Source organism: Cupriavidus sp. FW306-01-F10A (assembly GCF_058782785.1).
On record NZ_JBYSYA010000008.1, the window covers coordinates 171,687 to 194,828 of the forward strand.

20 protein-coding genes, 1 tRNA gene and 1 pseudogene are annotated in these 23,142 nt (G+C 65.2%); 15 read left to right on the plus strand and 7 right to left on the minus strand.

Annotated elements, in window-relative coordinates; translation table 11 throughout:
* Positions 1-541: 541 nt before the first annotated feature.
* From AC3WLF_RS14460 to AC3WLF_RS14470, 3 genes are all read left to right on the plus strand, one after another.
* Entirely contained in the window at positions 542-838 is a 297-nt protein-coding gene (locus AC3WLF_RS14460) for a hypothetical protein (protein WP_492319938.1), read from the plus strand.
* A 283-nt stretch (positions 839-1,121) separates the two neighbouring features.
* Positions 1,122-1,385, plus strand: coding sequence for a DUF2188 domain-containing protein (locus AC3WLF_RS14465; protein ID WP_492340334.1), 264 nt, complete (start codon positions 1,122-1,124; stop codon positions 1,383-1,385).
* Positions 1,386-1,834: 449 nt separating this feature from the next.
* The gene (locus AC3WLF_RS14470; RefSeq protein WP_492352287.1) at positions 1,835-2,056 is read left to right on the plus strand and encodes a DUF2188 domain-containing protein; all 222 of its coding nucleotides are present in this window, start codon (positions 1,835-1,837) and stop codon (positions 2,054-2,056) included.
* A gap of 100 nt (positions 2,057-2,156) precedes the next feature.
* Here the strand turns inward: AC3WLF_RS14470 and AC3WLF_RS14475 are convergent.
* The 3 genes from AC3WLF_RS14475 to dusA all read right to left on the minus strand — a co-directional run bounded on the left by AC3WLF_RS14475 (position 2,157) and on the right by dusA (position 4,667).
* A tRNA-His gene (locus AC3WLF_RS14475) sits at positions 2,157-2,232 on the minus strand.
* A 106-nt stretch (positions 2,233-2,338) separates the two neighbouring features.
* Positions 2,339-2,647: a hypothetical protein gene (locus AC3WLF_RS14480; RefSeq protein WP_492356955.1), complete on the minus strand. Its 309-nt coding sequence runs from the start codon at positions 2,645-2,647 to the stop codon at positions 2,339-2,341.
* Between the two features lie 982 nt (positions 2,648-3,629).
* A complete protein-coding gene (dusA, locus tag AC3WLF_RS14485) occupies positions 3,630-4,667 on the minus strand; it encodes a tRNA dihydrouridine(20/20a) synthase DusA (RefSeq protein ID WP_492319937.1) in 1,038 nt (345 codons plus the stop codon).
* Between the two features lie 629 nt (positions 4,668-5,296).
* Here dusA and AC3WLF_RS14490 point away from each other — a divergent pair.
* Positions 5,297-5,632, plus strand: a complete 336-nt coding sequence (locus tag AC3WLF_RS14490) for a hypothetical protein (RefSeq protein ID WP_492358422.1) — start codon at positions 5,297-5,299, stop codon at positions 5,630-5,632.
* Between the two features lie 114 nt (positions 5,633-5,746).
* Here the strand turns inward: AC3WLF_RS14490 and AC3WLF_RS14495 are convergent, their stop codons facing one another.
* From AC3WLF_RS14495 to AC3WLF_RS14505, 3 genes are all read right to left on the minus strand, one after another.
* Entirely contained in the window at positions 5,747-6,307 is a 561-nt protein-coding gene (locus AC3WLF_RS14495) for an NADPH-dependent FMN reductase (RefSeq protein ID WP_492319935.1), read from the minus strand.
* Between the two features lie 130 nt (positions 6,308-6,437).
* On the minus strand, positions 6,438-7,526 hold the full coding sequence (locus tag AC3WLF_RS14500) for an enoyl-CoA hydratase/isomerase family protein (RefSeq protein WP_492319934.1): 1,089 nt from the start codon (positions 7,524-7,526) through the stop codon (positions 6,438-6,440).
* Positions 7,527-7,636: 110 nt separating this feature from the next.
* Positions 7,637-9,202, minus strand: a complete 1,566-nt coding sequence (locus tag AC3WLF_RS14505; protein ID WP_492319933.1) for a methyl-accepting chemotaxis protein — start codon at positions 9,200-9,202, stop codon at positions 7,637-7,639.
* A gap of 237 nt (positions 9,203-9,439) precedes the next feature.
* On the opposite strand from AC3WLF_RS14505, the gene AC3WLF_RS14510 reads away from it, so the two are divergent.
* Both AC3WLF_RS14510 and AC3WLF_RS14515 read left to right on the plus strand, forming a co-directional pair.
* A complete protein-coding gene (locus AC3WLF_RS14510; RefSeq protein WP_492319932.1) occupies positions 9,440-10,369 on the plus strand; it encodes a sterol desaturase family protein in 930 nt (309 codons plus the stop codon).
* A 243-nt stretch (positions 10,370-10,612) separates the two neighbouring features.
* Positions 10,613-11,514: pseudogene (locus tag AC3WLF_RS14515) on the plus strand (autotransporter outer membrane beta-barrel domain-containing protein).
* 75 nt (positions 11,515-11,589) lie between these two features.
* On the opposite strand, the gene typA reads toward AC3WLF_RS14515, so the two are convergent.
* The gene (gene typA / locus AC3WLF_RS14520; protein ID WP_492319931.1) at positions 11,590-13,410 is read right to left on the minus strand and encodes a translational GTPase TypA; all 1,821 of its coding nucleotides are present in this window, start codon (positions 13,408-13,410) and stop codon (positions 11,590-11,592) included.
* 188 nt (positions 13,411-13,598) lie between these two features.
* Here typA and AC3WLF_RS14525 point away from each other — a divergent pair, with 188 nt between their 5' ends.
* The 9 genes from AC3WLF_RS14525 to AC3WLF_RS14565 all read left to right on the plus strand — a co-directional run bounded on the left by AC3WLF_RS14525 (position 13,599) and on the right by AC3WLF_RS14565 (position 23,114).
* A complete protein-coding gene (locus tag AC3WLF_RS14525) occupies positions 13,599-14,087 on the plus strand; it encodes a MarR family winged helix-turn-helix transcriptional regulator (protein ID WP_492319930.1) in 489 nt (162 codons plus the stop codon).
* A gap of 102 nt (positions 14,088-14,189) precedes the next feature.
* Positions 14,190-15,734 carry an efflux transporter outer membrane subunit gene (locus tag AC3WLF_RS14530; RefSeq protein ID WP_492319929.1) on the plus strand — a complete coding sequence of 515 codons (1,545 nt, stop codon included), beginning with the start codon at positions 14,190-14,192 and terminating at the stop codon, positions 15,732-15,734.
* 44 nt (positions 15,735-15,778) lie between these two features.
* The gene (locus tag AC3WLF_RS14535; RefSeq protein ID WP_492319928.1) at positions 15,779-17,035 is read left to right on the plus strand and encodes an HlyD family secretion protein; all 1,257 of its coding nucleotides are present in this window, start codon (positions 15,779-15,781) and stop codon (positions 17,033-17,035) included.
* Between the two features lie 2 nt (positions 17,036-17,037).
* Positions 17,038-18,651, plus strand: a complete 1,614-nt coding sequence (locus AC3WLF_RS14540) for a DHA2 family efflux MFS transporter permease subunit (protein WP_492358423.1) — start codon at positions 17,038-17,040, stop codon at positions 18,649-18,651.
* A gap of 200 nt (positions 18,652-18,851) precedes the next feature.
* The gene (locus tag AC3WLF_RS14545) at positions 18,852-19,634 is read left to right on the plus strand and encodes an IclR family transcriptional regulator (protein ID WP_492352282.1); all 783 of its coding nucleotides are present in this window, start codon (positions 18,852-18,854) and stop codon (positions 19,632-19,634) included.
* A gap of 18 nt (positions 19,635-19,652) precedes the next feature.
* Positions 19,653-20,357: a dipeptidase PepE gene (gene pepE / locus AC3WLF_RS14550; protein WP_492352281.1), complete on the plus strand. Its 705-nt coding sequence runs from the start codon at positions 19,653-19,655 to the stop codon at positions 20,355-20,357.
* A 61-nt stretch (positions 20,358-20,418) separates the two neighbouring features.
* The gene (locus AC3WLF_RS14555; RefSeq protein ID WP_013957164.1) at positions 20,419-21,342 is read left to right on the plus strand and encodes a DUF1177 domain-containing protein; all 924 of its coding nucleotides are present in this window, start codon (positions 20,419-20,421) and stop codon (positions 21,340-21,342) included.
* Positions 21,339-22,037 (plus strand): AroM family protein, encoded by a 699-nt coding sequence (locus AC3WLF_RS14560; protein WP_492358424.1) that lies wholly within the window; start codon positions 21,339-21,341, stop codon positions 22,035-22,037. The genes AC3WLF_RS14555 and AC3WLF_RS14560 overlap by 4 nt, the downstream gene beginning before the upstream one ends.
* A gap of 84 nt (positions 22,038-22,121) precedes the next feature.
* Positions 22,122-23,114, plus strand: coding sequence for a Bug family tripartite tricarboxylate transporter substrate binding protein (locus AC3WLF_RS14565; protein WP_492319922.1), 993 nt, complete (start codon positions 22,122-22,124; stop codon positions 23,112-23,114).
* Positions 23,115-23,142 lie beyond the last annotated feature (28 nt).

The window sequence follows — 23,142 nt, forward strand, 5'->3', positions numbered from 1 at the left end:
GCCGTTCTGGGAAATGCTTTGGGGTGGCTGATGGGACTCGAACCCACGACAACAGGAATCTCAATCTTAGCCACCAAGCTAATAACGACGCGGGGTTCCGGGTAGTTCGTGGGAATACTGGAAGCCCGCATACGGCTCTAGGTCGGGGATTATATATCGAGTATTCCCACGGGCACACGGCTAATTTGTGTCGCATACCCCACCCGACAGAAATTACCTCTGGTTGCTTTCGCAGCGACCCTACGAGTAGCTATACTGTATATCCATACAGTACTCATATATGCCCCGCCATGTCGCCCGAACCTGCAAACTGCCCCATCTGCGGCACTGCCGCCGAGCGCACTCGCGCCCCATCTCATGGCTACCTCTACCGTTGCCCAAGCTGCGGCACCTTCCGCATCACCAGCAGCGCCCTGGTGCGCAAGAAAGACATTCCGAGTTCCGCCCGGGAAAATGTCCGGCTGTTGCGGGCTTACGGCCACCAGCCTCAGATCGAGGTTTCTCGGGACGGCGTGCGCATCGTCCCCGGTCGGAGCTGAGCATGGGCAACAGCAAAAAACGCGCGGCAGGCTGCCATCTTCCGACCGCAACCGCCGAGCCGTTCCCGGCTCCCGGCGCAAACGGCATTCTCAGTCGAGTTCAGGGGCACTACATTGCCGCTGGCCTGCAGACGTTGCCTCGCGCCACGCACGACGGGCCAAGCCATCATGCGGTCCTGGTCGAGGCCGGGCACCTTGGCACCGTGCGACTTTTCATCGAGAAGAAGCTGGCCCGCCACAACCGACACAGCCACTACTACTGGTCGGCCTATCGGGCTGAGCCGGCTGAACGGCAATAGCGCAGCCAGGCAACTACACCCCCGGGAAGCTGGCTGCCGGTAGCGGCACTATATGCAGCATGCCAAAGATGTAGTTGGGCGCGGCCGATCAGGCTTGCTCGTTCATCCGACCGGACTCAGGATGCCTGACGGCCAACCGCTTTCACGCTCGGCGCCCCCTGGCGCCAATCTCAGGGCGTGACTCGAAGCCCGCCTCAGTGCGGGCTCCTCTTGTCAGACGGCGCCTGATACCGGAGGGCGAGTGGCATGCAGAAACTGGATCCAGCGACTTCAGGAGATGGTCATGCCAGGAAGAAACATACATGTCGTACGAGTCGAAGGTCTTCAATGGATAGTTGAAATTGAGGATGGGTCCACCGACCGTCAATTCTTCCCCTCCCGGGAGGCGGCCATTGATGCAGGTACAGCAATGGCTCGGCAGGAGAAGGCCGATTTGATCATCCATGGCCGTGACGGACTGATTCGCAGGCGAAAGTGCTTTGGCGACGCCGCATGCGGGAGGCGTGCCGTTGCCGGCCGGCTACCGCTTGCACCGACGCTGAGCTGAGTGGCAAGACCTGCCCGCGGAAACGGAGTCTCGCAGTCACTGAAATCAATCTCGTCTCGCCCCCCTGCGCCATGGATCATTAGAGCGGCATCGCGGTCCATTGCCAAATGAACGAGACGGATAGATTGCACGTGCGCGACTTGGATCATCGGTTTCTACGGCCCACTGCGATCCATCAGTCACTGGCACTTGGACAGTAGTGCTCGCCAAATCGTCAAGGTGAAGCGGCCGTAGCCACCATGTGATTTACGCCAAGTGCATGCGAAATCTCTCGTTGCAATGAGCCGGCAAAGTCGCGGTCTCGTGGGCTGTAGCTTATCTGACTGCGACAGGCGTGCGTGCCCCGCAGGAAATCCGCGACTCGTCCGCTATCACTTGTCGGACAGCGCCTGATACCGGCGCCTGCGGGTCGCGCGGAGACTGGCTCCATCAACTTCAAGGAGACAGCCATGCCAGGCCAGAACATCCATGTTGTACCTGCTGGTGACCGCTGGGCCGTTGAGGCGGAAGGCGGCCACGGACGGGAGACATTCGACACACAAGCGGAGGCCATCGCCGCCGGCACCAAGCGCGCCCAAGAAAAGAAGGTCGAACTGCTGATTCACGGCCTAGATGGCCAGATCCGGGAGAGAAACTCCTTCGGAAACGACCCGCGCGACATTAAGGGGTGACGCTGTGGCCAGCCGGCAGCCGCCGGCGCCTATGCGGCCGAGCGCGGTGACCGGAAAGCAAAACAGCGCCTGTATAAGGCGCTGTTTTGCAAGGATACTTTGGGGTGGCTGATGGGACTCGAACCCACGACGACAGGAATCACAATCCTGGACTCTACCAACTGAGCTACAGCCACCGTAGAGGTCATCAGCGCGTTTCGTTGCTGATCGACGAAAACCAAGATTATACAAACAGTTTCCCTGGATGGCTAGTATCCCGCACAATTTTTTTGAGAGAAAAACTCAGGTTCTGGACGGACTCCACTTTGCCTCAAGCAGCACTGCCTGCTTGATGGCTTCGACGGCCTCCGCTTCGGTATCGAACTGCCCCAACAGGCGGCGCGACTTGCCATTCAGCACGGCTTCCTGCAACGCCTTGCCAGCGGCTTCCGAAGTGCCGGGATGCCAGCAGTAGCGTGCCGTCCATTTGCCGTCCTGCAGTTGCTCGGCAACCCAGATCACCCTGAAGTCTTCATAGACAACGCCGAACGGCGCTTCGTTTTCCACGTTTTCTTTTTCCACGCTGCTCCCCCTGCCGGCATCGGTCCGCATGCCATGCCTTGTCTCGCCTGGGGCAATGCGAGGGATCGTATCACGGCCGCCGACCAGGGCGCCCGCCCGGCTGGCACCTTCGCGCCTGCCGCTGATTCGCTCGCGGAAATATGCTGTGCACAGCCCCTACCTCTGCAGGGTTCATGCCGCAAATGCGCGAAGCGATACTTGTGCCTGAGGGACATTGATCCCCCTCGACCTTCCCGTCAGGCGGCCCGCCCCATCGGGCCGCCTGCCTCTTTTTGGCCACTCTGCCTTCTCATTGTCGTGGCGCCAGCACCTGGCGAAGGAACCTCACGAGCATCTGAGAGCCCAACCGACGTCATCGACAAAATCGACACGTCTACGAACGGCAGGAAACGGGAATGCAAATCAAGTGTAGATGGCCTGCGCGGATTCTTGCGCTGACGGCATTGGCGGCCTTGCTCGGCGGATGCGCTGGCGGCGGGGTCGACGGCAGGGAATCGAGCATCACGACCTACGGCACGCTGGACGTAGGCATCAGTCATACGCGCTAGCCTGCTGGCGTGACCGATGGAACTCTTCACGAGGGCAACCGTCTAATCCCCTCGTCAGCGCATGCAAAGCGAGCGCGCAAAAAAAAGAGTCCGCAGCGCGGACTCTTAAATTTAGCGATCTCAAATGCCCTGAAGGCGGTTGCACTGTAACTGCCATCCCGGGAATGCACCATTCGGGTAAACGAAGAGCAACAAGCCTGGCGTAGCAACAAGAGAACGCCGACGAAAAAAAAGCCCGCCGAAGCGGGCTAATAATCAGTTGAAGAAAGCCCTGTATTCGAGGGCAGGCACAGTGTATGAAAGTGCCCTGCCTCAGCGAATTAGGGGAATCCCTTTCCTGGCGCCGGTTTCCGGGCGATCAGGCATTGCAAGTGCGGCGCGCGGTACCCCCGTGCAGCCATGCACATTTTCACGATTCGGAGTTAGAGCGCGCCCTCGGCAGAGCGCGCGCAGCCCACGCTCGCTTACGCGGCCAGAGGCTCTTGTGCCTGCGGCTGCAAGTGCGCGCGCGCCTCTTCGAACAGTGCATCCACATCGGCTCGCGTGCGTGTCGCATTCATGCGCTTGGCATCCGACAGCACGCGGCGCCAGCCACGCCCGCCCGCGATGCCACGATGCAGGCCAAGCATGTGGCGCGTGACCGCGCCCATATAGCCACCCCGCTCCACCAGGTCGCCGATATAGCGCTGCATCGCCAGCTCGACATCGAGCCGCGACGGCGCCGGCGCACTCGCATCGCCATAGAAGCGCGCATCCATTTCGGCCAATACGTAGGGCTGATGGTATGCCTCGCGACCGATCATCACGCCATCGACGTGCTCGAGGTGGGCCGCCATCTCGTCATAGCTGACGATGCCACCGTTGATCAGGATCTCCAGCTCAGGAAACTCCTGCTTCAGCTGGTACGCCACCTCATAGCGCAGCGGCGGAATCTCACGGTTTTCTTTCGGGCTCAGGCCCTTCAGGATCGCATTGCGCGCGTGGACGATAAACGTGCCGCAACCCGCCTCGGCCACCCGGCCGACGAAATCACGAACAAAATCGTAGTGCTCAATCTTGTCGATGCCGATGCGATGCTTGACGGTGACCGGGATATCCACCGCATCGCGCATCGCCTTGACGCAGTCGGCCACCAGTTGCGGCTCGGCCATCAGGCACGCGCCGAAGGCCCCGCGCTGCACGCGCTCGGACGGGCAGCCGCAGTTCAGGTTGACTTCCGCATAGCCCCATTGCTGGCCCAGCTTGGCCGCCATCGCAAGATCTGCCGGCTCGCTGCCGCCCAACTGCAGCGCGACCGGGTGTTCGGCCGCATCGAAATCCAGATGGCGCGGTACGTCGCCATGCAGCAGCGCGCCGGTGGTCACCATCTCGGTGTACAGCCAGGTGTGGCGGCTGAGCTGGCGGTGGAACATGCGGCAATGGCGGTCGGTCCAGTCCATCATCGGGGCCACGGACACCCGGCGCGGGCTTGCAGCAGCGATCTTCCCTTGATAATCAGTCATTTCACCACGATCCGCCTGGACCGATATTCCTACTATAGAAAAACTCAAAAACTGCCTCATCAGCCTGCCGGGAAACGGCAAGTTCGCTGATGAGCGGAAGCGCTTGAGTTTACCATCGAGGGCAGATCGGGATCGATCGAAGCAACGCAGGTGCACTCGCGATGCTGAAACGCCCCCTTGGCATCATTCCGCGTGTACGGCTTAACTGGGGCTAGGTCAGCACGGCCATCCAATGTCACAAGAAATAGAAGACGTGCAGCACAGATAACATGCACATTCGGACTGCGCTGATTGATTCCCGAAGCCCTCTGCGTGCAAATGGGAACGTGCGCGCCCGCCCCTGACAGGGGCCCCACACCACCGCGCGGCAGGATGATTTTCAACGCTGGGAAGTTACAAGCATCTTCAACAGAGCTGCCTGCATTCTCAGGCTCATCAACATCAAGGCCGGGCGATGGCCGGCTGTACGACAGCCTGGGGAACCCGGCGCATTGGGTTGCAGCCACGCCCGGGGACAAACGTGTTTGGCCGAGGCAATTTCACGATCCATGGCGGAAGCTACCCTGGCTCTGCAGGTTGCATCGACCTCACCAGTTCAATGAATTCCTTTGCCAAGGAGTTTTTGTACTATGCCAAAGACATGGAACTGGAAGTTCGCTATTAAGGCTGTCGGTTCCAGCATCCTCGGTCTCGTCGCCATGCTGATGCTGGTAGTGATATGGGGAGCCTGGACAGGCCCTGAGAACTATCCGTTCGGCGGCCAAGGACCATCTGCGGCGATGTTGGCATATCAATCACAGGCGAACTACCTGCTGTCGTGCTTCGCACTCCTGCTTGGTTGCTCACTTGCAATTTGGGCGTTGCTGGCAATGAACCGCAGCATTTGGCTGCGCTCGCTGGCCGGGATGCCGGTGCTTCTCCTCTGGGCAAGGATGGCACTCGACGGTTCTCGACTCGACCTCTGACCGTTCGCTGACAGGAGCCGGGGCGGATGCGCACGCCTTCGTAACCTGACACGTCCCCCCAACCGCGGTTACAGGCTACCGCGTCGAGGTTCACAGCGCCCCGCCCCGGCAGTATCAGCGCGGCGCAGTCCGCTCGATCCAGCCTGCAAACGTCGTCAGAAATTTGCCGAGAAAGCCCTTGGTCGATTCGTTGGCGATCCCGCCCTGCTCATCAAGCAGCTTGTCGACCCCGCTGATATACGCCTCAGGCTGCTGCAGCATCGGGACATTGAGGAACACCATCGACTGGCGCAGGTGCTGGTTGGCACCGAAGCCACCGATGGCGCCGGGCGAAGCGCTGATGACGGCGCCAGGCTTGCCGTCCCAGACGCTGCTGCCATAGGGCCGCGAGCCCACGTCGATGGCGTTCTTCAGCGGCGCGGGCACGGAGCGGTTGTATTCCGGGGTCACGAACAACACGGCGTCGGCGCGGCGGACGCGGTCGCGGAACGTGGTCCAGGCCTGGGTAGGTTTGTCGTCCAGGTCCTGGTTGTACAGCTGCAGCTCGCCGATCTCGACAATCTCCAGCTTGAGTTGCTGCGGCGCCAGCGCGATCAGCGCCTTGGCCAGTTTGCGGTTGTATGACTCCTTGCGCAGGCTTCCCACCAGTACAACGACATCACGAGGATTACTCATTGCGGCTCCTTTGACTGTGTGGACGGAATGACGCGGACGGCGCACGCGGCCAGGGTTGGCCTGGCCGCGTGCGCCGGTCCAGCCGTCACTCTACCCCGAGTCGGCGCCGCCACGTCCTGCGCAGCGGATGTCAGGCAGTCTTGCCGAGCGACGCCAGCGGATGTTCCTCGGCGCGCCACGGGCTGTCGAAGAACGACAGCACCTTCTCGCGGCTGACATCATCAAGCCGCGCATGCTGCCAGCGCGGCTTGTGGTCCTTGTCGACAGCCAGTGCGCGGATGCCCTCGACACCGTCGCCGTTGCGGAACACGTAATGCATCATGTCCAGTTCCATGCGCAGTTCGTCTTCGAGCGACATGCTGCGCGCACGGCGGATCTGCTCCAGCGTCACGCACAGCATCAGCGGCGAGCGGCTGCGCAGCATGGCGGCGGTCTGCGCGGCCCAGTCGCCCGGGGCGTCGCTGACGGCGGCGAGGATGTCCGGCATGGTGTTGCCAGCGAACAGGCTGTCGATCTGTGCCGACAGCCCGGCCAGCGTGCTGTGCGCCGGCGCGCAGTCATCGCGGTGCGCAGCGGTAAAGCCTTCGATGTGCGCCAGCACGGCGTCGCCGCTGGCAAACTGCTGCGTGCGCAGCGAATCGACCAGCTCGGCCAGCCGGTTGCCCGGCAGATAGGCATCGGCCAGCCCGGCGTAGAGCGCGTCGGCGGCATGGATCACGGTGCCGGTCAGCCCCAGGTACTCGCCGATGCGGCCCGGCGTGCGCGCCAGGAACCATCCGCCGCCCACATCCGGGAACAGGCCGATATTGGTTTCCGGCATCGCCATCTTGGTGCGATCGGTGACCAGGCGCAGCCGCGCCCCTTGCGAGATGCCCATGCCGCCGCCCATCACCACGCCGTCCATCAGTGCGATATAGGGCTTGGCATAGCGGTGGATCAGGAAGTTCAGCGCGTATTCCTCGACAAAGAACTGGTCGAGCAGCGGGTTGCCTTCGTGCGCAGCCTTGTGGAAATAGCGGATATCGCCCCCGGCGCAGAAGGCCTTGCCGCCGGCACCGGCGACCACCACGGCCGCCACCTCGGGTGCGGCGGCCCAAGTCTGCAGCGCCTGGGTGATGGCGCGGATCATGTCGAGCGACAGGGCGTTGAGCGCCTGCGGGCGGTTCAGCGTCAGGTATCCGATGCCACCGCGGACCTCGGTCGTGACGAATTCAGTCATGTCGTACTCCTCCAATGCAACTCGCGATTTTACGCCAGTCGCATCGGCGAGCGCACCCCTGTGGGCAGCTTGCTGCGCATGTGCAGTCACTGCGCATGCGCCCGGCACCGTCAGGCCAGCCGGAACGTCGCCACCAGCGAGGTCAGGCGCTGCGCCTGGTCTTCGAGCGATGCCGCCGCGGCGGCCGCCTGCTCCACCAGCGCCGCATTCTGCTGCGTCATGCTGTCCATCTGCGACACCGCCACGTTGACCTGCTCGATGCCGTTGGACTGCTCGTCCGAGGCCGCGCTGATATCGCCGATGATGGCGCTGACACGCTGCACCGCGTCGACGATGTCCTGCATCGCCCGGCCGGCGTCATCGACCAGCTCCGAGCCCTCACGCACATTGGCCACCGAGGCGCCGATCAGCGCGCGGATCTCCTTCGATGCGCCGGCGCAGCGCTGCGCCAGGTCGCGCACATCGCCGGCCACCACGGCAAACCCCCGGCCGTGCTCGCCGGCACGCGCGGCTTCCACGGCCGCGTTCAGCGCCAGGATATTGGTCTGGAACGCAACCTTCTCGATCACGTCGATGATGTCGACGATCTTGCCCGAGCTGGCATCGATCGATTGCATGACGTTGACCACGCGCAGCACGGCCTCGCTGCCGCGCTCGGCCAGGGTCGCGGCATCCGTTGCGAGCCCGCGGGCCTCGCGCGCGCTGTCGGCATTCTGGCGCACGGTACTGGTCAGTTCCTCCATGCTGGAGGCGGTCTCTTCCAGCGAGGCCGCCTGCTGCTCGGTACGCTGCGACAGGTCGGCGTTGCCGCTGGCGATCTGCTTGCTGGCCGAGGCAATCGAGTCCGCGCCGCCACGCACGTCGCCCACCATGGCCACCAGGCTGGCCTGCATCCGGCCCAGCATGCCGAGCATGCGCGCGGTCTCGTTGCGCGCCGACTCATCGGCCAGCACCTCGCCGCCGGAAGCGGCGACGCTCAGGTCGCCACCCGCGATCTTCTCGAAACGCCCGATCGCAGTATCCAGCGGCTGCACGATCGAACGGCGCAGGCGCCATGCCACCACGGTGCTGAATGCCAGGCCCACTGCCAGCACGCATGCCGACAGCGCGAACAGGTTGCGATAGCGTTGCTGCGATGCCTCGTAGACCTGCTTGGCGCTGGCCACCTGCAGCTTGTTCAGTTCGGCATTGACGGCGGTGAAGGCGATGTCGAGCTGCGGGATGGTTTCGAGCACGGCCTTCATCACGCCATCGCGGTCGCCGGCATGCAGCGCAGTGATCATCGGCGCGACACCCTGCTTGAAGAGCGCATCGCGCTTGGCGGTGACATCCTCCACCGCCCTGGCTTCGTCAGCCGAGCGCGGCAAGGCGAGATATGCCTGCCAGGCCTTCTCTGAATCGCGCGCAAAGCCTTCCGCGGTCGCGGCGCGCGCCTTGGCATCGGCGGGGTCCGTGGCGAAGGTCGCCTGGTCCAGCAGTACGCGCACCAGCAGCTGGTTCGAACGCGCTTCGGCCAGGTTGACCGCGGCCGACAGCTGCTGCCCATAGATCTGGTGCGTCGCCTCGTTGCTGCGCGACATGCCGAGCCAACCCACTGCGCCGACAATCAACAACAACAAGTTTGTGACGATGGTGAGGAACCACAATCTGGCTCCGATGGTAGTGTTCTTGAACATGAAGGCTCCGGGGGAAGAGGAATCGGGGAAATCGGGAGCGCGAGCCGCGCCGCCGCCCTGTTCAACTACGGCACGCTGGCTGCGTCCTTTACCGGTATTCACCACCTTCACACGCGTGACAGAATTGCGTGGCAGTACAGCAATCCACCATGTGGCGGATGCGCCGCGAAACCCCGCGCGGCGCCGTTTGGAGGAACCCCTCGTGGCAATTCCGCGCGGAATATGCAAACTGGCGGCATGAACACTGAATCGCTCGATCCCGGACTGGTGCTGCTGGCCTTTGCGCCAGTGTTCCTGCTGACCATCGGCGCCGAGGCCTGGTACTGGGCCCGCCGCGACCCGACCGTCTACAGTCCGCGCGACACCGTATCCAACGCAGCGCTGGCGCTGATGCACCAGGCCTCGGATGCGTTCTTCCTCTGGCTGATGATCCGCACGGTCTATACCTGGTGCTACCAGCACGGCCTGCGCGCCATGCCCGAGACCCTGTGGTCATTCGCGCTGCTATTGCTGCTGCAGGACTTTCTCTATTACTGGTTCCACCGCGCCAGCCACCGCGTGCGCTGGCTGTGGGCTTCGCACGTGACGCACCATTCGTCGGAAGGCATGAATTTCTCGACGGCGTTCCGGCAGAGCCTGACGTATCCGCTCTCAGGCATGTGGCTGTTCTGGATTCCGCTGGCATGGATCGGCTTCACGCCAGACTGGGTGATCCTGGCGGTCGGCGTGAACCTGGCCTTCCAGTTCTTCGTGCATACGCGGCTGGGGCAACGCTGGCCGCTGATCGAGTCGCTACTGAATACGCCATCGGTCCATCGCGTCCACCATGCGAAGAACCCGCAGTACATCGACCGCAACTACGCCGGTGTGCTGACGACCTGGGATCGCCTGTTCGGCACCTTCGTCCCCGAGCATGAGGCCCCCGTGTACGGCATCACCCGCCAGGTGCGCACCCATAACCCGCTGACGCTGACCTTCCACGAATGGCGCGACATGTTCGCCGATACCTGGCGCGACCGCGACCTGCGCTACCTGTGGAAGCCGCCCGAGTGGCGCAGCCCGCGCGCACCGGCGCTGGAGGTCGTGCCTGGCACGCAACAGCCATCGCCTCCACAAGTTTCCGAAGGAACCAGACTGTTGAATTCTGCGCAGAAAATACGAAATTGACCGGCCGCCGGCACCGGCATTTACTTCCATCCGGTGCCCGTGCCGATGCAGCGCGTTGCTGCGCATCCTAGCGATCCTCGACAGGGGCAGGCAAAGCACCCGATGTGGAGATCGCGGCAATGGCGTGCGCATGGTCGAGATTCACCGCCGTAACGATGGGCGCGCTCGCGGTGGCTGCCGCCCAGTTGCTGCCCTGCCTACGCGCAGAAGGCCATCTCGGGTGACGGCATCACCCAGATCGACCTGCGGCAGCCGGCATCGTTCAGCACCTATACCGTCACCGGCGGCACGGCGCCCGGCACCACCGGCCTGCGCATTGTCAATGCCGGCGGCGCGGGCGCGCTGACCACGGCCAACGGCATAGTGGTGGTCGATACTGTCAACGCCGGCACCACCGCGCCCGCCGCGTTCGCGCTGGACGGCCGCGCCGTGGCCGGCGCTTACGAATACCGCCTGTTCCGCGGCGGCACGGACGGCAGCAATCCGCAGGCCTGGTACCTGCGTTCGGCAAAGCCGCCGCAACCGGCGTCACCGGGTCCCGGCCCCACGCCCTCGCCGCCCGAACCGCCTGCGCCACCTGCGCCGCCGCAGCCCCATACCGCCCTGAAGTCGCCGCCTACCTCGCCAACCAGCGGCTGGTCGGGCAGATGTTCGTGCATAGCCTGCATGACCGCCTCGGCGAGCCGCAATACGCCGAAGGCATGGCTGCCCGCAGCGTCCCTGACAGCGCCCGTGGCAGCATCCGTTCGGGCTGGCTGCGCGCGCTCGGCAATTGGGAAGGCAGCCGCAGCCGCGACGGCAATTTCAAGGTCGGCACTGAAGCATTCCTGCTGCAGGGCGGCGTCGAACTGGCGCGCTGGCGCGTGGCCACGGGCTCCGATCGCTTGCATGTGGGCGCAATGGGCAGCTACGACAACGCCGGCAGTGATGCCCACGCCGACGGCAATCCGGCGCGCGCCAAGGGCAGCGTGCAGGGTTGGAGCATCGGCGCCTACGGCACCTGGTACCAGAACGACGAGCACAAGCTCGGCGTCAATGCCGATATCGGCAAGCGCTGGAGCGGCTGGGCCAATGTGGCCGGCGCGTGGGGGGCGCAGAGTTTCTATCAGTACGCGCTGCGTGCCGGGGTGAAGTACGCATGGTAAGCAGGTGCCCCGTTGTCCCCCCGCCAACAAAAAACCGCGCTCACAGGCGCGGTTTCTTGTTGGCACAGCCAGCGCTTATGCGCCTTCGCGGGAAGCGCGCTTGCGCTCGTGCTCCTTCAGGTGGCGCTTGCGCAGGCGGATGCTCTTGGGCGTGAGTTCGACCAGCTCATCGTCGGCGATGAATTCCACCGCGTATTCGAGCGACATCTGGATCGGCGGCACCAGGCGCACGGCTTCGTCGGTACCCGAAGCACGCACGTTGGTCAGCTGCTTGCCCTTGATCGGGTTGACCACCAGGTCGTTGTCGCGGCTGTGGATGCCGATGATCATGCCTTCGTACAGCGCATCGCCCGGCTTGACGAACATGCGGCCGCGGTCCTGCAGCTTCCACAGCGCGTAGGCCACGGCGTCGCCATCGTCCTGCGAGATCAGCACGCCGTTGTGGCGCTCGCCCAGGCCGCCCTCGCGCACCGGTGCGTAGTCGTCGAAGATATGGCTGATCAGGCCGGTGCCGCGCGTCAGGGTCATGAACTCGCCCTGGAAACCGATCAGGCCACGGGCCGGGATGCGGTATTCCAGGCGGGTACGGCCCTTGCCGTCTGAAGCCATGTCGAGCAGTTCGCCCTTGCGGCGGCCCAGCTCTTCCATCACGCCGCCCTGGTGGCTGTCTTCGACGTCCACGGTCAGCAGTTCGTACGGCTCGCACTTGACGCCGTCGATTTCCTTGAACACCACGCGCGGACGCGACACGGCCAGCTCGTAGCCTTCGCGGCGCATGTTTTCCAGCAGGATGGTCAGGTGCAGTTCGCCGCGGCCAGACACTTCAAAGATGGTGTCGTCGCCGGTATCGGCCACGCGCAGCGCAACGTTGGACTTCAGTTCGCGGTCCAGGCGCTCGCGCAGCTGGCGGCTGGTCACGAACTTGCCTTCACGGCCGGCCAGTGGCGAGGTGTTGACGCAGAAGTTCATGGTCAGCGTCGGCTCGTCCACCTTCAGCATCGGCAGCGCGTCCTGGGCGTCCGGCGCGCACACGGTGCAGCCGATCCCCAGTTCTTCGATGCCGTTGATCAGCACGATGTCGCCGGCTTCGGCCTCGGACACGATCTCGCGCTCCAGGCCCTGGAACTTCAGCACCTGGTTGATGCGGCCCTTGATCGGGTTGCCTTCCGGGCCGAACTTGACCACCACGTCCTGCAGCGGACGGGCGCGGCCACGCGAAATGCGGCCCACGCCGATCTTGCCGACGTAGCTGGAGTAGTCCAGCGAGATGATCTGCAGCTGCAGCGGGCCGTCCCGATCGTCGTCACGCACCGGCACCTTGTCCAGCACGGTCTCGAACAGCGGCTTCATGTCGCCGTCGCGCACGTCTTCGGTCAGGCCGGCAAAGCCGTTCAGGCCCGAGGCGTAGATCACCGGGAAGTCCAGCTGCTCGTCGGTGGCGCCCAGCTTGTCGAACAGGTCGAAGGTCTGGTTGATGACCCAGTCCGGGCGCGCGCCCGGGCGGTCGATCTTGTTGACCACCACGATCGGCTTCAGGCCCAGCGCCAGCGCCTTGCGCGTGACGAAGCGGGTCTGGGGCATCGGGCCCTCGACTGCGTCGACCAGCAGCAGCACGCCGTCGACCATCGACAGCACGCGCTCAACTTCACCGCCGAAGTCGGCGTGGCCCGGGGTGTCGACGATATTGATATGGGTGCCGTTGTATTCGACAGCACAGTTCTTCGCGAGAATCGTGATCCCGCGTTCCTTTTCCAGGTCGTTCGAGTCCATCACCCGCTCGGCGACTTGCTGGTTGTCGCGGAAGGTGCCTGCCTGGCGCAGGAGCTGGTCGACCAGGGTGGTCTTGCCATGATCGACGTGGGCGATGATGGCGATATTTCGGATGGCGCGGGTCATTGCTGCGTCTCGCTTTGGAGAATCTGAGGTAACCCAATATTCTAGCATGTTGCAGCGCAAGACGCGTTGATCCGAACCGCCACTTACCGAATGAATATCATTGCGAAAAGTGGAATAACCAATTTCCGTTCTTGCTTATCATTAAACGTGAACATATATTTGCCTCAGCAAAGATTGCAAAGGCAAAGATGTCACGGCTCCCTTCCTCCGATCAACCAGCCGAATCCACGGCCGGCCAGTTCGATCCCACCCAGTACCAGATGTGCGACAGCGTCGGCTACCTGATGCAGCGCGCCAAGAACATGCTGGCGCACGGGGTCGAGCAGGAAGTCAGCAGCCTGGACATCACGCAGGCACAAGCCAGCTGCCTGATGATGCTGGCCACCGGCCGCGCCTCGACCGTCACCGACCTGGGCCGCGAACTGAATACCGACATGGGCTCGGTCACGCGCCTGCTCAGCCGCATGGAAAAACGCGGGCTGATCGAACGCCGGCGCCGCGACGCCGACCGCCGGGTGGTCGACCTGTCGGTCACGCCACAGGGCCAGGAACTGGTGGAACGGCTGCCCGCCATCTTCTGCAAGGTACTTGCGCACCACTTCCGCGGTTTTTCCGAGGATGAGATCCAACTGCTGCGCAGCATGCTGCGACGGATCATCGAAAACAACAGCGGGTAGCGGGCGTACCTGCCGGCTTCCGGCAAGCCAGAACGTCCGGTCAACCGGACCCCGCAACAGCCCGTAGAAGAAACAGCATGGCTCCGGCAACGGAGCGTCATCATGAAACCAGCTCTCTCTCCCCAAGTCTCCCAGCCAGCCCGTACAAGCGCGCTCGTGCGCCGCGCCGGCACACTGGCGCTGACCGCCGTGGCCGCGGCGGTGCTGGCCGGCTGCGCGGCCCTTGGCAATTCGCACAGCACGCAGACCGTGGCCGACCCGGCCACGATGGCCACGTCGCAGACCTTGCCCGACGAGCATGGCCAGTGGCCCTCGCAGGACTGGGTCGCGCAGTTCAAGGACCCCCAGCTGAGCGCCCTGGTCGATGAGGCGATCAAGGACAACCCGAGCCTGCAGGCCGCGTTCGCCCGCGTGGAAGCCTCGCGCGCCATGGCCGATGTCACCCGCAGCGCGCTCTATCCGCACCTGGAGTTCGAAGGCAGCCTGATCCGCCAGCGCTTCTCCGAGAAAGACCTGTTCGAAGGCACCCCGCTGGCGGGATCGTGGCAAAACCAGTCGCGCCTGCAGGTGGGCCTGTCCTATGACTTCGATTTCTGGGGCAAGAACCGCGATGCGCTTGAAGCCGCGCTCTCCGACGACCGCGCCGCCGAAGCGGAAAGCCAGGCCTCGCGCCTGATCCTGGCCACCTCGATCGCCCGCAACTACGCCCGCCTGGCGGCGCTGTATGCCCAGCACGACGTGGCCGAGCGCGCCATCGCCCAGCGCAGCGACCTGACCGAGCTGTCGCGCCAGCGCCTGGCCGCCGGCCTCGACACCCAGGTCGAGACCACGCAGGCGCGCGGCACGGTGGCTGCTTCGCGCACCGACCTGCAGCGCGTGGACGAGGAAATCGCCCTGGCGCGCAACCAGCTTGCAGCGCTGCTGGGCAAGGGCCCGGACCGTGGCCTGCAGATCCAGCGCCCGGTGCTGCTGGCGCAGGCCACGCCGACGCTGCCCGACAACCTGACCATCGGCCTGCTGGGCCGCCGGCCGGACCTGGTGGCGGCACGCTGGCGCGTGGAGGCGGCGTCCAAGGACATCAATGTCGCCAAGAAAGAGTTCCTGCCTGACGTCAGCCTGACCGCCTTTGCCGGCCTGGCCGCGCTGGATCCGTCCAACCTGCTGATGGGCGTCAGCCGCACCTTCGGCATCGGCCCGACCATCCGCCTGCCGATCTTCGAAGGCGGCAAGCTGCGCGCCAACCTGAAGGGCAAGTACGCCGGCTACGACATCGCCGTGGCCAACTACAACCAGGCCCTGGTCGATGCGCTGCGCGAGACCGCCGACACCATGACCAGCATCCGCAGCGTCGACAAGCAGATCCAGACCCAGCGCGAAGCGCTGGACCTGGCCGAGCACGCCTATGCGCTGGCCACCACCCGCTACAAGGCCGGCCTGGGCACGCAGCTGACCGTGCTGAACGCCGAAAGCAATGTGTTGCAGCAGCGCCGCCTGGCGACCGACCTGCAGGCGCGCCGGCTGGACCTGCAGATGGGCCTGATGAAGGCGCTCGGCGGCGGCTACGAGGAGCCTGCGGAAGGCCACGAGAGCGCGGGCCACGGACCGGCGCAGCAACAGCACAACACCCAGGCGGGCGCCCGCGGCTGATCCGCGCACCCAGTGATCGAAGACAAGATTATTCAGAAGACATCATGAGCAACAACCAGCAAGCGGCCGGCACCAACACCCCCCAGCACCCTGCCCAGCAAGCGCCAGCTACCACCAACAACAACGGCAAGCGCAAGCGCATGCTGCTGTCGCTGACCGCGGCAATTGTGGTCGCTGGCATCGGCTATGGCGTTTACTGGGGCATGTACGCCCGCCACTTTGAAAACACCGACGACGCCTATGTCGCCGGCAACGTGGTCCAGGTCACGCCGCTGGTGGGCGGCACCGTGGTGTCGATCTCCGCCGACGACACGCAACTGGTCACCGCCGGCCAGCCGCTGATCCAGCTTGACCGCGCCGATTCGCAGGTGGCGCTGGAACAGGCCGAGGCCCAGCTGGCACAGGCCGTGCGCGAAGTGCGCACGCTGTATGTCAACAACGGCTCGCTCGCCGCCAACGTGGCGCTGCGCGAAGCCGACGTGGCCAAGGCCCGCGACGACCTGCGCCGCCGCCAGGCCATCGCCGGCTCGGGCGCGGTCTCGAATGAAGAGATCTCGCACGCGCAGTCCGCGCTCAAGGGTGCGGAGTCGGCGCTGCTGGCCGCGCGCGAGCAGCTGGCGTCGAACAAGGTGCTGACCGACCAGACCACGGTGGAGAAGCACCCCAACGTGCAGCGCGCCGCCGCCAGCCTGCGCTCGGCCTACCTGTCGTTCGCGCGCTCGGCCATGCCGGCGCCGGTCACCGGCTATGTTGCCAAGCGCTCGGTGCAGGTCGGCCAGCGCGTGGCCGCCGGCGCGCCCCTGATGGCCGTGGTGCCGCTGGATCAGGTCTGGGTCGACGCCAATTTCAAGGAAGTGCAGATCACGCATATGCGCATCGGCCAGCCGGTGACGCTGGAAGCCGACGTGTACGGCTCCAAGGTGGAATACCAGGGCAAGGTCGCCGGCTTCTCGGCCGGCACCGGCTCGGCCTTCTCGCTGCTGCCGGCGCAGAACGCCACCGGCAACTGGATCAAGGTGGTACAGCGCCTGCCGGTGCGCATCGCGCTTGACCCGCAGCAGCTCAAGGACCACCCGCTGCGCGTGGGCCTGTCGATGACCGTCAAGGTCGACGTGCGCCGCGAGGAAGGCGCCGCCATGGCCGCCGCCGCGCCGGCCAAGCCGATGCAGACCGATGTCTACGACAAGGTTGCGCAGGACGCCGACCAGCTGATCGCGCGCATCATCGCCGCCAACAACGGCGGCCGCAGCACCGGCCTGCCCTCGGCCAGCGCCGCCAACGCCAAGCCCGCCAACACCTGACCATGGCCATCTCCCCCTCCGCCGCGCAGTCCGGCGGCAGCCAGGCGCCGGCGCGGCCCGTCCGGCCGCTGGCGCCGCAGCAGCCGCAGCCGCTGACCGGCGGCAAGCTGGTGGTCGGCACCATCGCGCTGTCGCTGGCCACGTTCATGAACGTGCTGGACTCGTCGATCGCCAACGTATCGATCCCGGCGATTTCAGGCGACCTGGGCGTGGCGCCCAACCAGGGCACATGGGTCATCACCTCGTTTGCGGTGGCCAATGCGATCTCGGTGCCGCTGACCGGCTGGCTGACCACGCGCTTCGGCGCGGTGCGGCTGTTCATCACCTCGATCCTGCTGTTCGTGCTGGCATCGTGGCTGTGCGGCGTCGCGCCCAACCTCGAGACGCTGCTGGCCGCGCGGGTCCTGCAGGGCGCAGTGGCCGGGCCGATGATCCCGCTGTCGCAGTCGCTGCTGCTGTCGAGCTATCCGCCGCAGAAGAGCACCATGGCGCTGGCACTGTGGGGCATGACCACGCTGGTGGCGCCGATCATGGGCCCGCTGCTGGGCGGCTGGATCTCGGACAACATGACCTGGCCGTGGATCTTCTACATCAACGTGCCGGTGGGCATCGTCACGGCCTATGTCACCTGGGCCATCTACAAGGACCGCGAAACCCCGACCAAGGTGCTGCCAATCGACCGCATCGGCCTGGCGCTGCTGGTGATCTGGGTGGGCTCGATGCAGCTGATGCTCGACAAGGGCAAGGAACTGGACTGGTTCCACTCGACCGAGATCGTGGTGCTGACGCTGGTGGCGATTGTCGGCTTCCTGTTCTTCCTGATCTGGGAGAGCCATGAGAAGCACCCGATCGTCGATATCAGCCTGTTCAAGGGCCGCAACTTCAGCGCCGGCGTGGTGGCCATCTCCGTGGCATATGGGCTGTTCTTCGGCAACCTGGTGATCCTGCCGCTGTGGCTGCAGACGATTGTCGGCTATACGGCCACGGACGCGGGCATCGTGATGGCGCCGGTGGGGATCTTTGCGATCCTGCTGTCGCCGCTGATTGGCAAGAACCTGCCGAAAATGGATGCCCGCTGGGTGGCCACGGCCGCGTTCATCACCTTCGGCATCGTCAGCCTGATGCGCGCCGGCTTCACGACGCAGGTGGACACCCGCACGCTGATGATCCCGACCCTGATCCAGGGCGCGGCCATGGCAATGTTCTTCATCCCGTTGACCTCGATCATCCTGTCGGGCCAGCCGCCGGAAAGGATTCCGGCGGCGTCAGGACTGTCCAACTTCGTCCGGATCACGTTCGGGGCCATCGGCGCGTCGATCTCGACCACGCTCTGGGAAAACCGGACAGCGCTGCACCACGCGCAGCTGGTGGAACAGGTGAACCCGTACAACCCGGCCTACCACGACCAGCTCAACCACCTGATGCAGATGGGCATGAGCCAGGCCCAGGCGATCGGCGTGATCGAGCGCAATATCACCCAGCAGGCGGCCATGCTCGGCGCCAACGATATCTTCTGGATCTCGGGGATGCTGTTCTTCGTGCTGATCGGCTTTGTCTGGCTGACGCGGCCGGCCAAGGGCGGCGGCGGGTCGGCGGATGCGATGGCGGCGCACTGACCCCCACCTCGCCGGTTTTCAAGACTTGGCCCCTGATCGGGGCCATTTTTTTTGCTTCGCCGCCGGATTGCCGCGCCAGGAATGCCCCCCTTGTGTTCCTGTCCTTGTGCCTCTATTATTTGCAAACCGATTTACGGAACCTTGGTTCCAAAAAACGGAACCTGAGCGGGTAAGAGAGATGTGGAGCGTGGAGCGGCGGAGTGAGCATTCTTGAAGGCGTGGAAAGCGTGCTGGACATGTTCGGACATCACCGGCACGAGATCACTTTTAACGATGTCCTGGACGAACTTGGCCTTGCCAAGAGTTCGGCCTCGCGCCTGCTCGCCCAGATGGTGCGCTACCGCCTGCTGGAACTGCAGCCGTCCACGCGGCGCTACCGCCCTGGCGCGCTGCTGATCCGCGCAGCGCAGGCTGCTGCGCAGGCGCATCCGTTCGACGAGCAATGCCGCGAGATCCTGGCCACGTTGTCCGATGCCACCGGCTTCACCGCCTACCTGTCGATGCTGGACGGCACCGACACCGTCGTGCTGCAACGCCTGAACGGCAGCAATCCGGTGCAGGTGCTGTCGCCGCCCGGCGCACGCCGGCCGGCATTCACCACGGCGATGGGCCGGGTACTGCTGTCGCGCCTGCCCGAGCCTGACTTCAACTCGCGCTATGGCGCCACCGGCACCCGCAAGCTGCCGGATGCACCCGCAGGCTGTCCCGCCACGGTTGCCGAGCTGCGCGAACGCGTGGCGACGGCCCGCGCCGAGCGCAGCGCCATCGCCGTGAATGAAGGCATGCCCGGCATCGGCGCCGTGGCCGCGACGCTGGCAGACCCGCTCTCAGGCGACGTGCGCGGACTGTGCCTGTCTTTCACCGCGATGCAGGTCAGCCAGGCCCAGGCCCAGGCGCTGCGCGCGACGCTGGTGCAGGCCGTGGCACCCGTGGGACAGCGCATCGGCGACCCACTGTGGCTCGACGCCGCCCCACTTATCTAGACTTCGCCGCAACGACTTATGGAACTCCTGTTACTCAGCAACTCCAGCAGCGACGCCGGCTACCTGGTACACGCCCAGGCGGCAATCCGGGACCTGGCCACCGGCCGCAAGACTGCCTGCTTCATCCCGTTCGCCGGCGTCACGCGCGACTGGGACACCTACGAGACGCTGGTCCGCGACGCTTTCGCGCCGGTCGGCATCGCGGTGCAATCGCTGCACCGGCTGGCCGAGCCGGCGGCAGCCGTGCGCGCCATCGAAGCGGCTGAACTGATCGTCGTTGGCGGCGGCAACACGTTCCGCTTGCTGCAATGCCTGCGCGAGCGTGGCCTGCTGGCGGCGATCTCGGCGCGGGTGCGATCCGGTGCCGCGCGCTATATCGGCTGGAGCGCCGGCGCCAACCTGGCCTGCCCGACCATCCGCACCACCAACGACATGCCGGTGGCCGACCCGGGCGGCCTGGACGCGCTGGCGCTGGTCCCCTTCCAGATCAACCCGCACTACTTCAACCTGGTCGTGCCCGGCTTCCGCGGCGAAACGCGCGACCAGCGCCTGGCCGAATTCACCGTGCTGCAGCCCGACATGCCGGTGCTGGGCCTGCCCGAGGGCAACTGGGTGCGGGTCTCGGACGATCGCCTCGAAATGGGCGGCGCCCATGCCGCGCGCTGGTTCTGGGGCGCGGACATTGCCGACGTGCAGCCCGGCGCGCTGTCGCTGCCGCGCTGAATTTGCCGGCCTGAGTGCCCAGCGTACAGAACCCCACCCCAGCCCCAGGAAGTCAAGCAAGATGTCTATCAAGCAGGTTATTGAATCGATCGAGCTGCTGTCGGCAGCGAATGTCGACGGCGCAGCCGTCGCCTCACTGCTGCGCTCGCGCGGCCTGGACGATGTCACCGTCACGCGCGTGGAAGAGAACGGCCTCTACACCGATTTCCTCGCCTGCACGGTACCCGGACAGAACCCGGACGCGCCCGCACTTGGCGTGGTGGGCCGGCTGGGCGGCGTCGGCGCACGCCCGGCCGTGACGGGACTGGTGTCCGATGCCGACGGCGCCATCGTGGCCGTCGCCAGCGCGCTGAAGCTGGCCGACATGGCCGCCACCGGCGACGTGCTGGCCGGGCCGGTGCGCATCCACACCCATATCTGCCCGCATGCCGCCACGCGGCCGCATCATCCGGTGCCGATGATGAAATCGCCCTTTGCGATGCGCACGATGATGTCGCATGAGGTGCACCCGCGCATGGCGGCGATCCTGTCGGTCGACACCACGCGCGGCAACCGCTTCGTCAACCGCCGCGGCGTGGCGCTGACGCCGGTGGCCAAGGAAGGCTGGCTGCTGCGCCTGCCGGAGCGGATGCTGGACCTGATGGGATGGGTCAGCGGCGAACTGCCGATGGTGTTGCCATTGACCACCCAGGACATCACGCCGTATGAGAACGGCCTGTGGCATGTCAACTCGATCATGCAGCCGGCCATCGTGACCCCTGCCCCGGTGGTGGGCGTGGCGCTGACCGCGCAGACCACTGTGCCAGGCTGCGCAACCGGCGTCACCAACGCCTTCGACATCGACGTGGCGACGCGCTTCTGCATCGAGGTGGCGAAGCAGTTCGGCCAGGGCCAGTGCGACTTCTATGACGCGGCCGAGTGGGCCGAGCTGCAGCGCCGCTATGGCTCGCTGGCCCATCTGCAGACCGTGGGAACCGAGGCATGAACACGCCTGCCGCACGCCAGCCACGCGTGGCCTTCGTCACCATCGGGCAGGCGCCCAGGACAGATGTGGTCCCGCAGATGATTGCCGACCTGGGCCTGCCGGCCACGGTGGAAGAATTCGGCATCCTGGACGCGCTGGGCCCGCAAGACATTGCCGCGCTGGCGCCCGCGCCCGGCGAGTACCGCTTTGCCAGCCGGATGCGTGACGGCACGCAGGCGGTGATGGGCAAGCCGGTGGCCGAGGCCATGCTGGCCCGGCTGATGACCTCGCTGGACGACGGCCGCTTCGACGCCCTGGTGCCACTGTGCACCGGCACCGCCCTGCCGCCGATGCGGACCCTGGTCATCGAACCGCAGCAGATAGTGGACCACCTGACCGTGGCGCTGGCGCAGGGCTCCAAGCGGCTCGGCATCGTGTTGCCGCTGGAAGCCCAGGTAAGCAGCTTCCACCTGATGCAGCCGGCGCCCTGCGAACTGCGCGTCACCCATGCCTCGCCTTATACCGACGCCAGCACCGATCGCTTCGCGCAGGCGGGCGAGACGCTGCGCGGCTGCGACCTGGTGGTGATGCACTGCATGGGCTACACCGAAGCCATGCGGGCCGAGGTGGCGCGCCATGCCGGCGCGCCGGTGCTGCTCTCCAACCGCATGGTGGCAAGGCTGCTGGGACAGGTACTGGCTGGTGCCGCGGCCTGAATCCAGGCACGAAGCGAATCCATTTTCGGGTAAGGGCAAGCCCGCTGACAGATTGCCCATGACACTGCTGGAGTGGAAGTAACAATGAAACAGGTGGCGAAGTGGATGGGGCCGCTGGCACGCGGCATGATGTGGGTGAGCCTGGGCGCGGCGGTGATCCCGGGCGCGCAGGCGCAGGAGTGGAAGCCGGCCAAGCCGGTGCGCCTGCTGGTGGGCTTTGCGCCCGGCGGCTCGGCTGATCTGCTGGCGCGCCTGGTGCAGGCGCCGCTGTCGGAAAGCCTGGGGGTTCCGGTGGTGGTGGAGAACGTGCCGGGTGCGGGTGGCAATATCGCCGCCGACAAGCTGGCCAAGGCCCCGGCCGACGGCTACACCATCGGCATGGGCGCCGCCGGCGCGATGGCGGTGACCCACGTGCTCAACCCCAAGGGCACGCCATACAAGGCGGATGATTTCACGCCCATCGCCATGCTGGCCACCCAGCCGAATGTTGTGATCGTCAATCCGGCCCTGCCGGTCAAGACCATGGCCGACTTCGTCGCCTACGTTAAAAAGACGCCGCAGGTCACCTACGGCACCGCCGGCGTCGGCACGTCGAATCACCTGATTGCCGAAACCATGCTGCACCGTCTTGGCATCGACATGGTCCATGCGCCGTACAAGGGTGCCACCCCGGTGATCACCGACCTGATGGGCGGGCATATCGCCATGACGGTCGACAACATCACCACCGCGGCGACGCTGGCCAAGACCGGCAAGGTCAAGGCGCTGGCAGTCACCGGCAGCAAGCGCTCGCCCCTGTTGCCGGAGGTGCCGACGCTTGCCGAGAGCGGCCTGAAGGACTTCAACATGCCGACCTGGCAAGGCATCTTCGGGCCGAGGGACCTGCCGAAGGCAATCGTGGTCCGCTACAACCAGGCGCTGGTCAAGGCCTTGGCGAACCCGGAAGTCAGGAAGAAGATGGCTGAATTCGGCTCCGAGCCCGTGGGCGATACACCGGAGCATTTCGCCGGGTTCCTCGCCCAGGATCGCAAGATGTGGGCCGATGTCATCAAGACGGCCAAGATCACGCTCGAGTAATTGCTGACGGGGCGGCCACTTGCGCCCC

Bases quoted from the DNA above. Each gene is read 5' to 3' on its own strand.
- AC3WLF_RS14460 (WP_492319938.1), top strand. From the start codon at position 542: ATGGGCAACAGCAAAAAACGCGCGGCAGGCTGCCATCTTCCGACCGCA.
- AC3WLF_RS14465 (WP_492340334.1), top strand. From the start codon at position 1,122: ATGCCAGGAAGAAACATACATGTCGTACGAGTCGAAGGTCTTCAATGG.
- AC3WLF_RS14470 (WP_492352287.1), top strand. From the start codon at position 1,835: ATGCCAGGCCAGAACATCCATGTTGTACCTGCTGGTGACCGCTGGGCC.
- AC3WLF_RS14480 (WP_492356955.1), bottom strand. From the start codon at position 2,647: ATGCGGACCGATGCCGGCAGGGGGAGCAGCGTGGAAAAAGAAAACGTG.
- dusA (WP_492319937.1), bottom strand. From the start codon at position 4,667: ATGACTGATTATCAAGGGAAGATCGCTGCTGCAAGCCCGCGCCGGGTG.
- AC3WLF_RS14490 (WP_492358422.1), top strand. From the start codon at position 5,297: ATGCCAAAGACATGGAACTGGAAGTTCGCTATTAAGGCTGTCGGTTCC.
- AC3WLF_RS14495 (WP_492319935.1), bottom strand. From the start codon at position 6,307: ATGAGTAATCCTCGTGATGTCGTTGTACTGGTGGGAAGCCTGCGCAAG.
- AC3WLF_RS14500 (WP_492319934.1), bottom strand. From the start codon at position 7,526: ATGACTGAATTCGTCACGACCGAGGTCCGCGGTGGCATCGGATACCTG.
- AC3WLF_RS14505 (WP_492319933.1), bottom strand. From the start codon at position 9,202: ATGTTCAAGAACACTACCATCGGAGCCAGATTGTGGTTCCTCACCATC.
- AC3WLF_RS14510 (WP_492319932.1), top strand. From the start codon at position 9,440: ATGAACACTGAATCGCTCGATCCCGGACTGGTGCTGCTGGCCTTTGCG.
- typA (WP_492319931.1), bottom strand. From the start codon at position 13,410: ATGACCCGCGCCATCCGAAATATCGCCATCATCGCCCACGTCGATCAT.
- AC3WLF_RS14525 (WP_492319930.1), top strand. From the start codon at position 13,599: ATGTCACGGCTCCCTTCCTCCGATCAACCAGCCGAATCCACGGCCGGC.
- AC3WLF_RS14530 (WP_492319929.1), top strand. From the start codon at position 14,190: ATGAAACCAGCTCTCTCTCCCCAAGTCTCCCAGCCAGCCCGTACAAGC.
- AC3WLF_RS14535 (WP_492319928.1), top strand. From the start codon at position 15,779: ATGAGCAACAACCAGCAAGCGGCCGGCACCAACACCCCCCAGCACCCT.
- AC3WLF_RS14540 (WP_492358423.1), top strand. From the start codon at position 17,038: ATGGCCATCTCCCCCTCCGCCGCGCAGTCCGGCGGCAGCCAGGCGCCG.
- pepE (WP_492352281.1), top strand. From the start codon at position 19,653: ATGGAACTCCTGTTACTCAGCAACTCCAGCAGCGACGCCGGCTACCTG.
- AC3WLF_RS14555 (WP_013957164.1), top strand. From the start codon at position 20,419: ATGTCTATCAAGCAGGTTATTGAATCGATCGAGCTGCTGTCGGCAGCG.
- AC3WLF_RS14560 (WP_492358424.1), top strand. From the start codon at position 21,339: ATGAACACGCCTGCCGCACGCCAGCCACGCGTGGCCTTCGTCACCATC.
- AC3WLF_RS14565 (WP_492319922.1), top strand. From the start codon at position 22,122: ATGAAACAGGTGGCGAAGTGGATGGGGCCGCTGGCACGCGGCATGATG.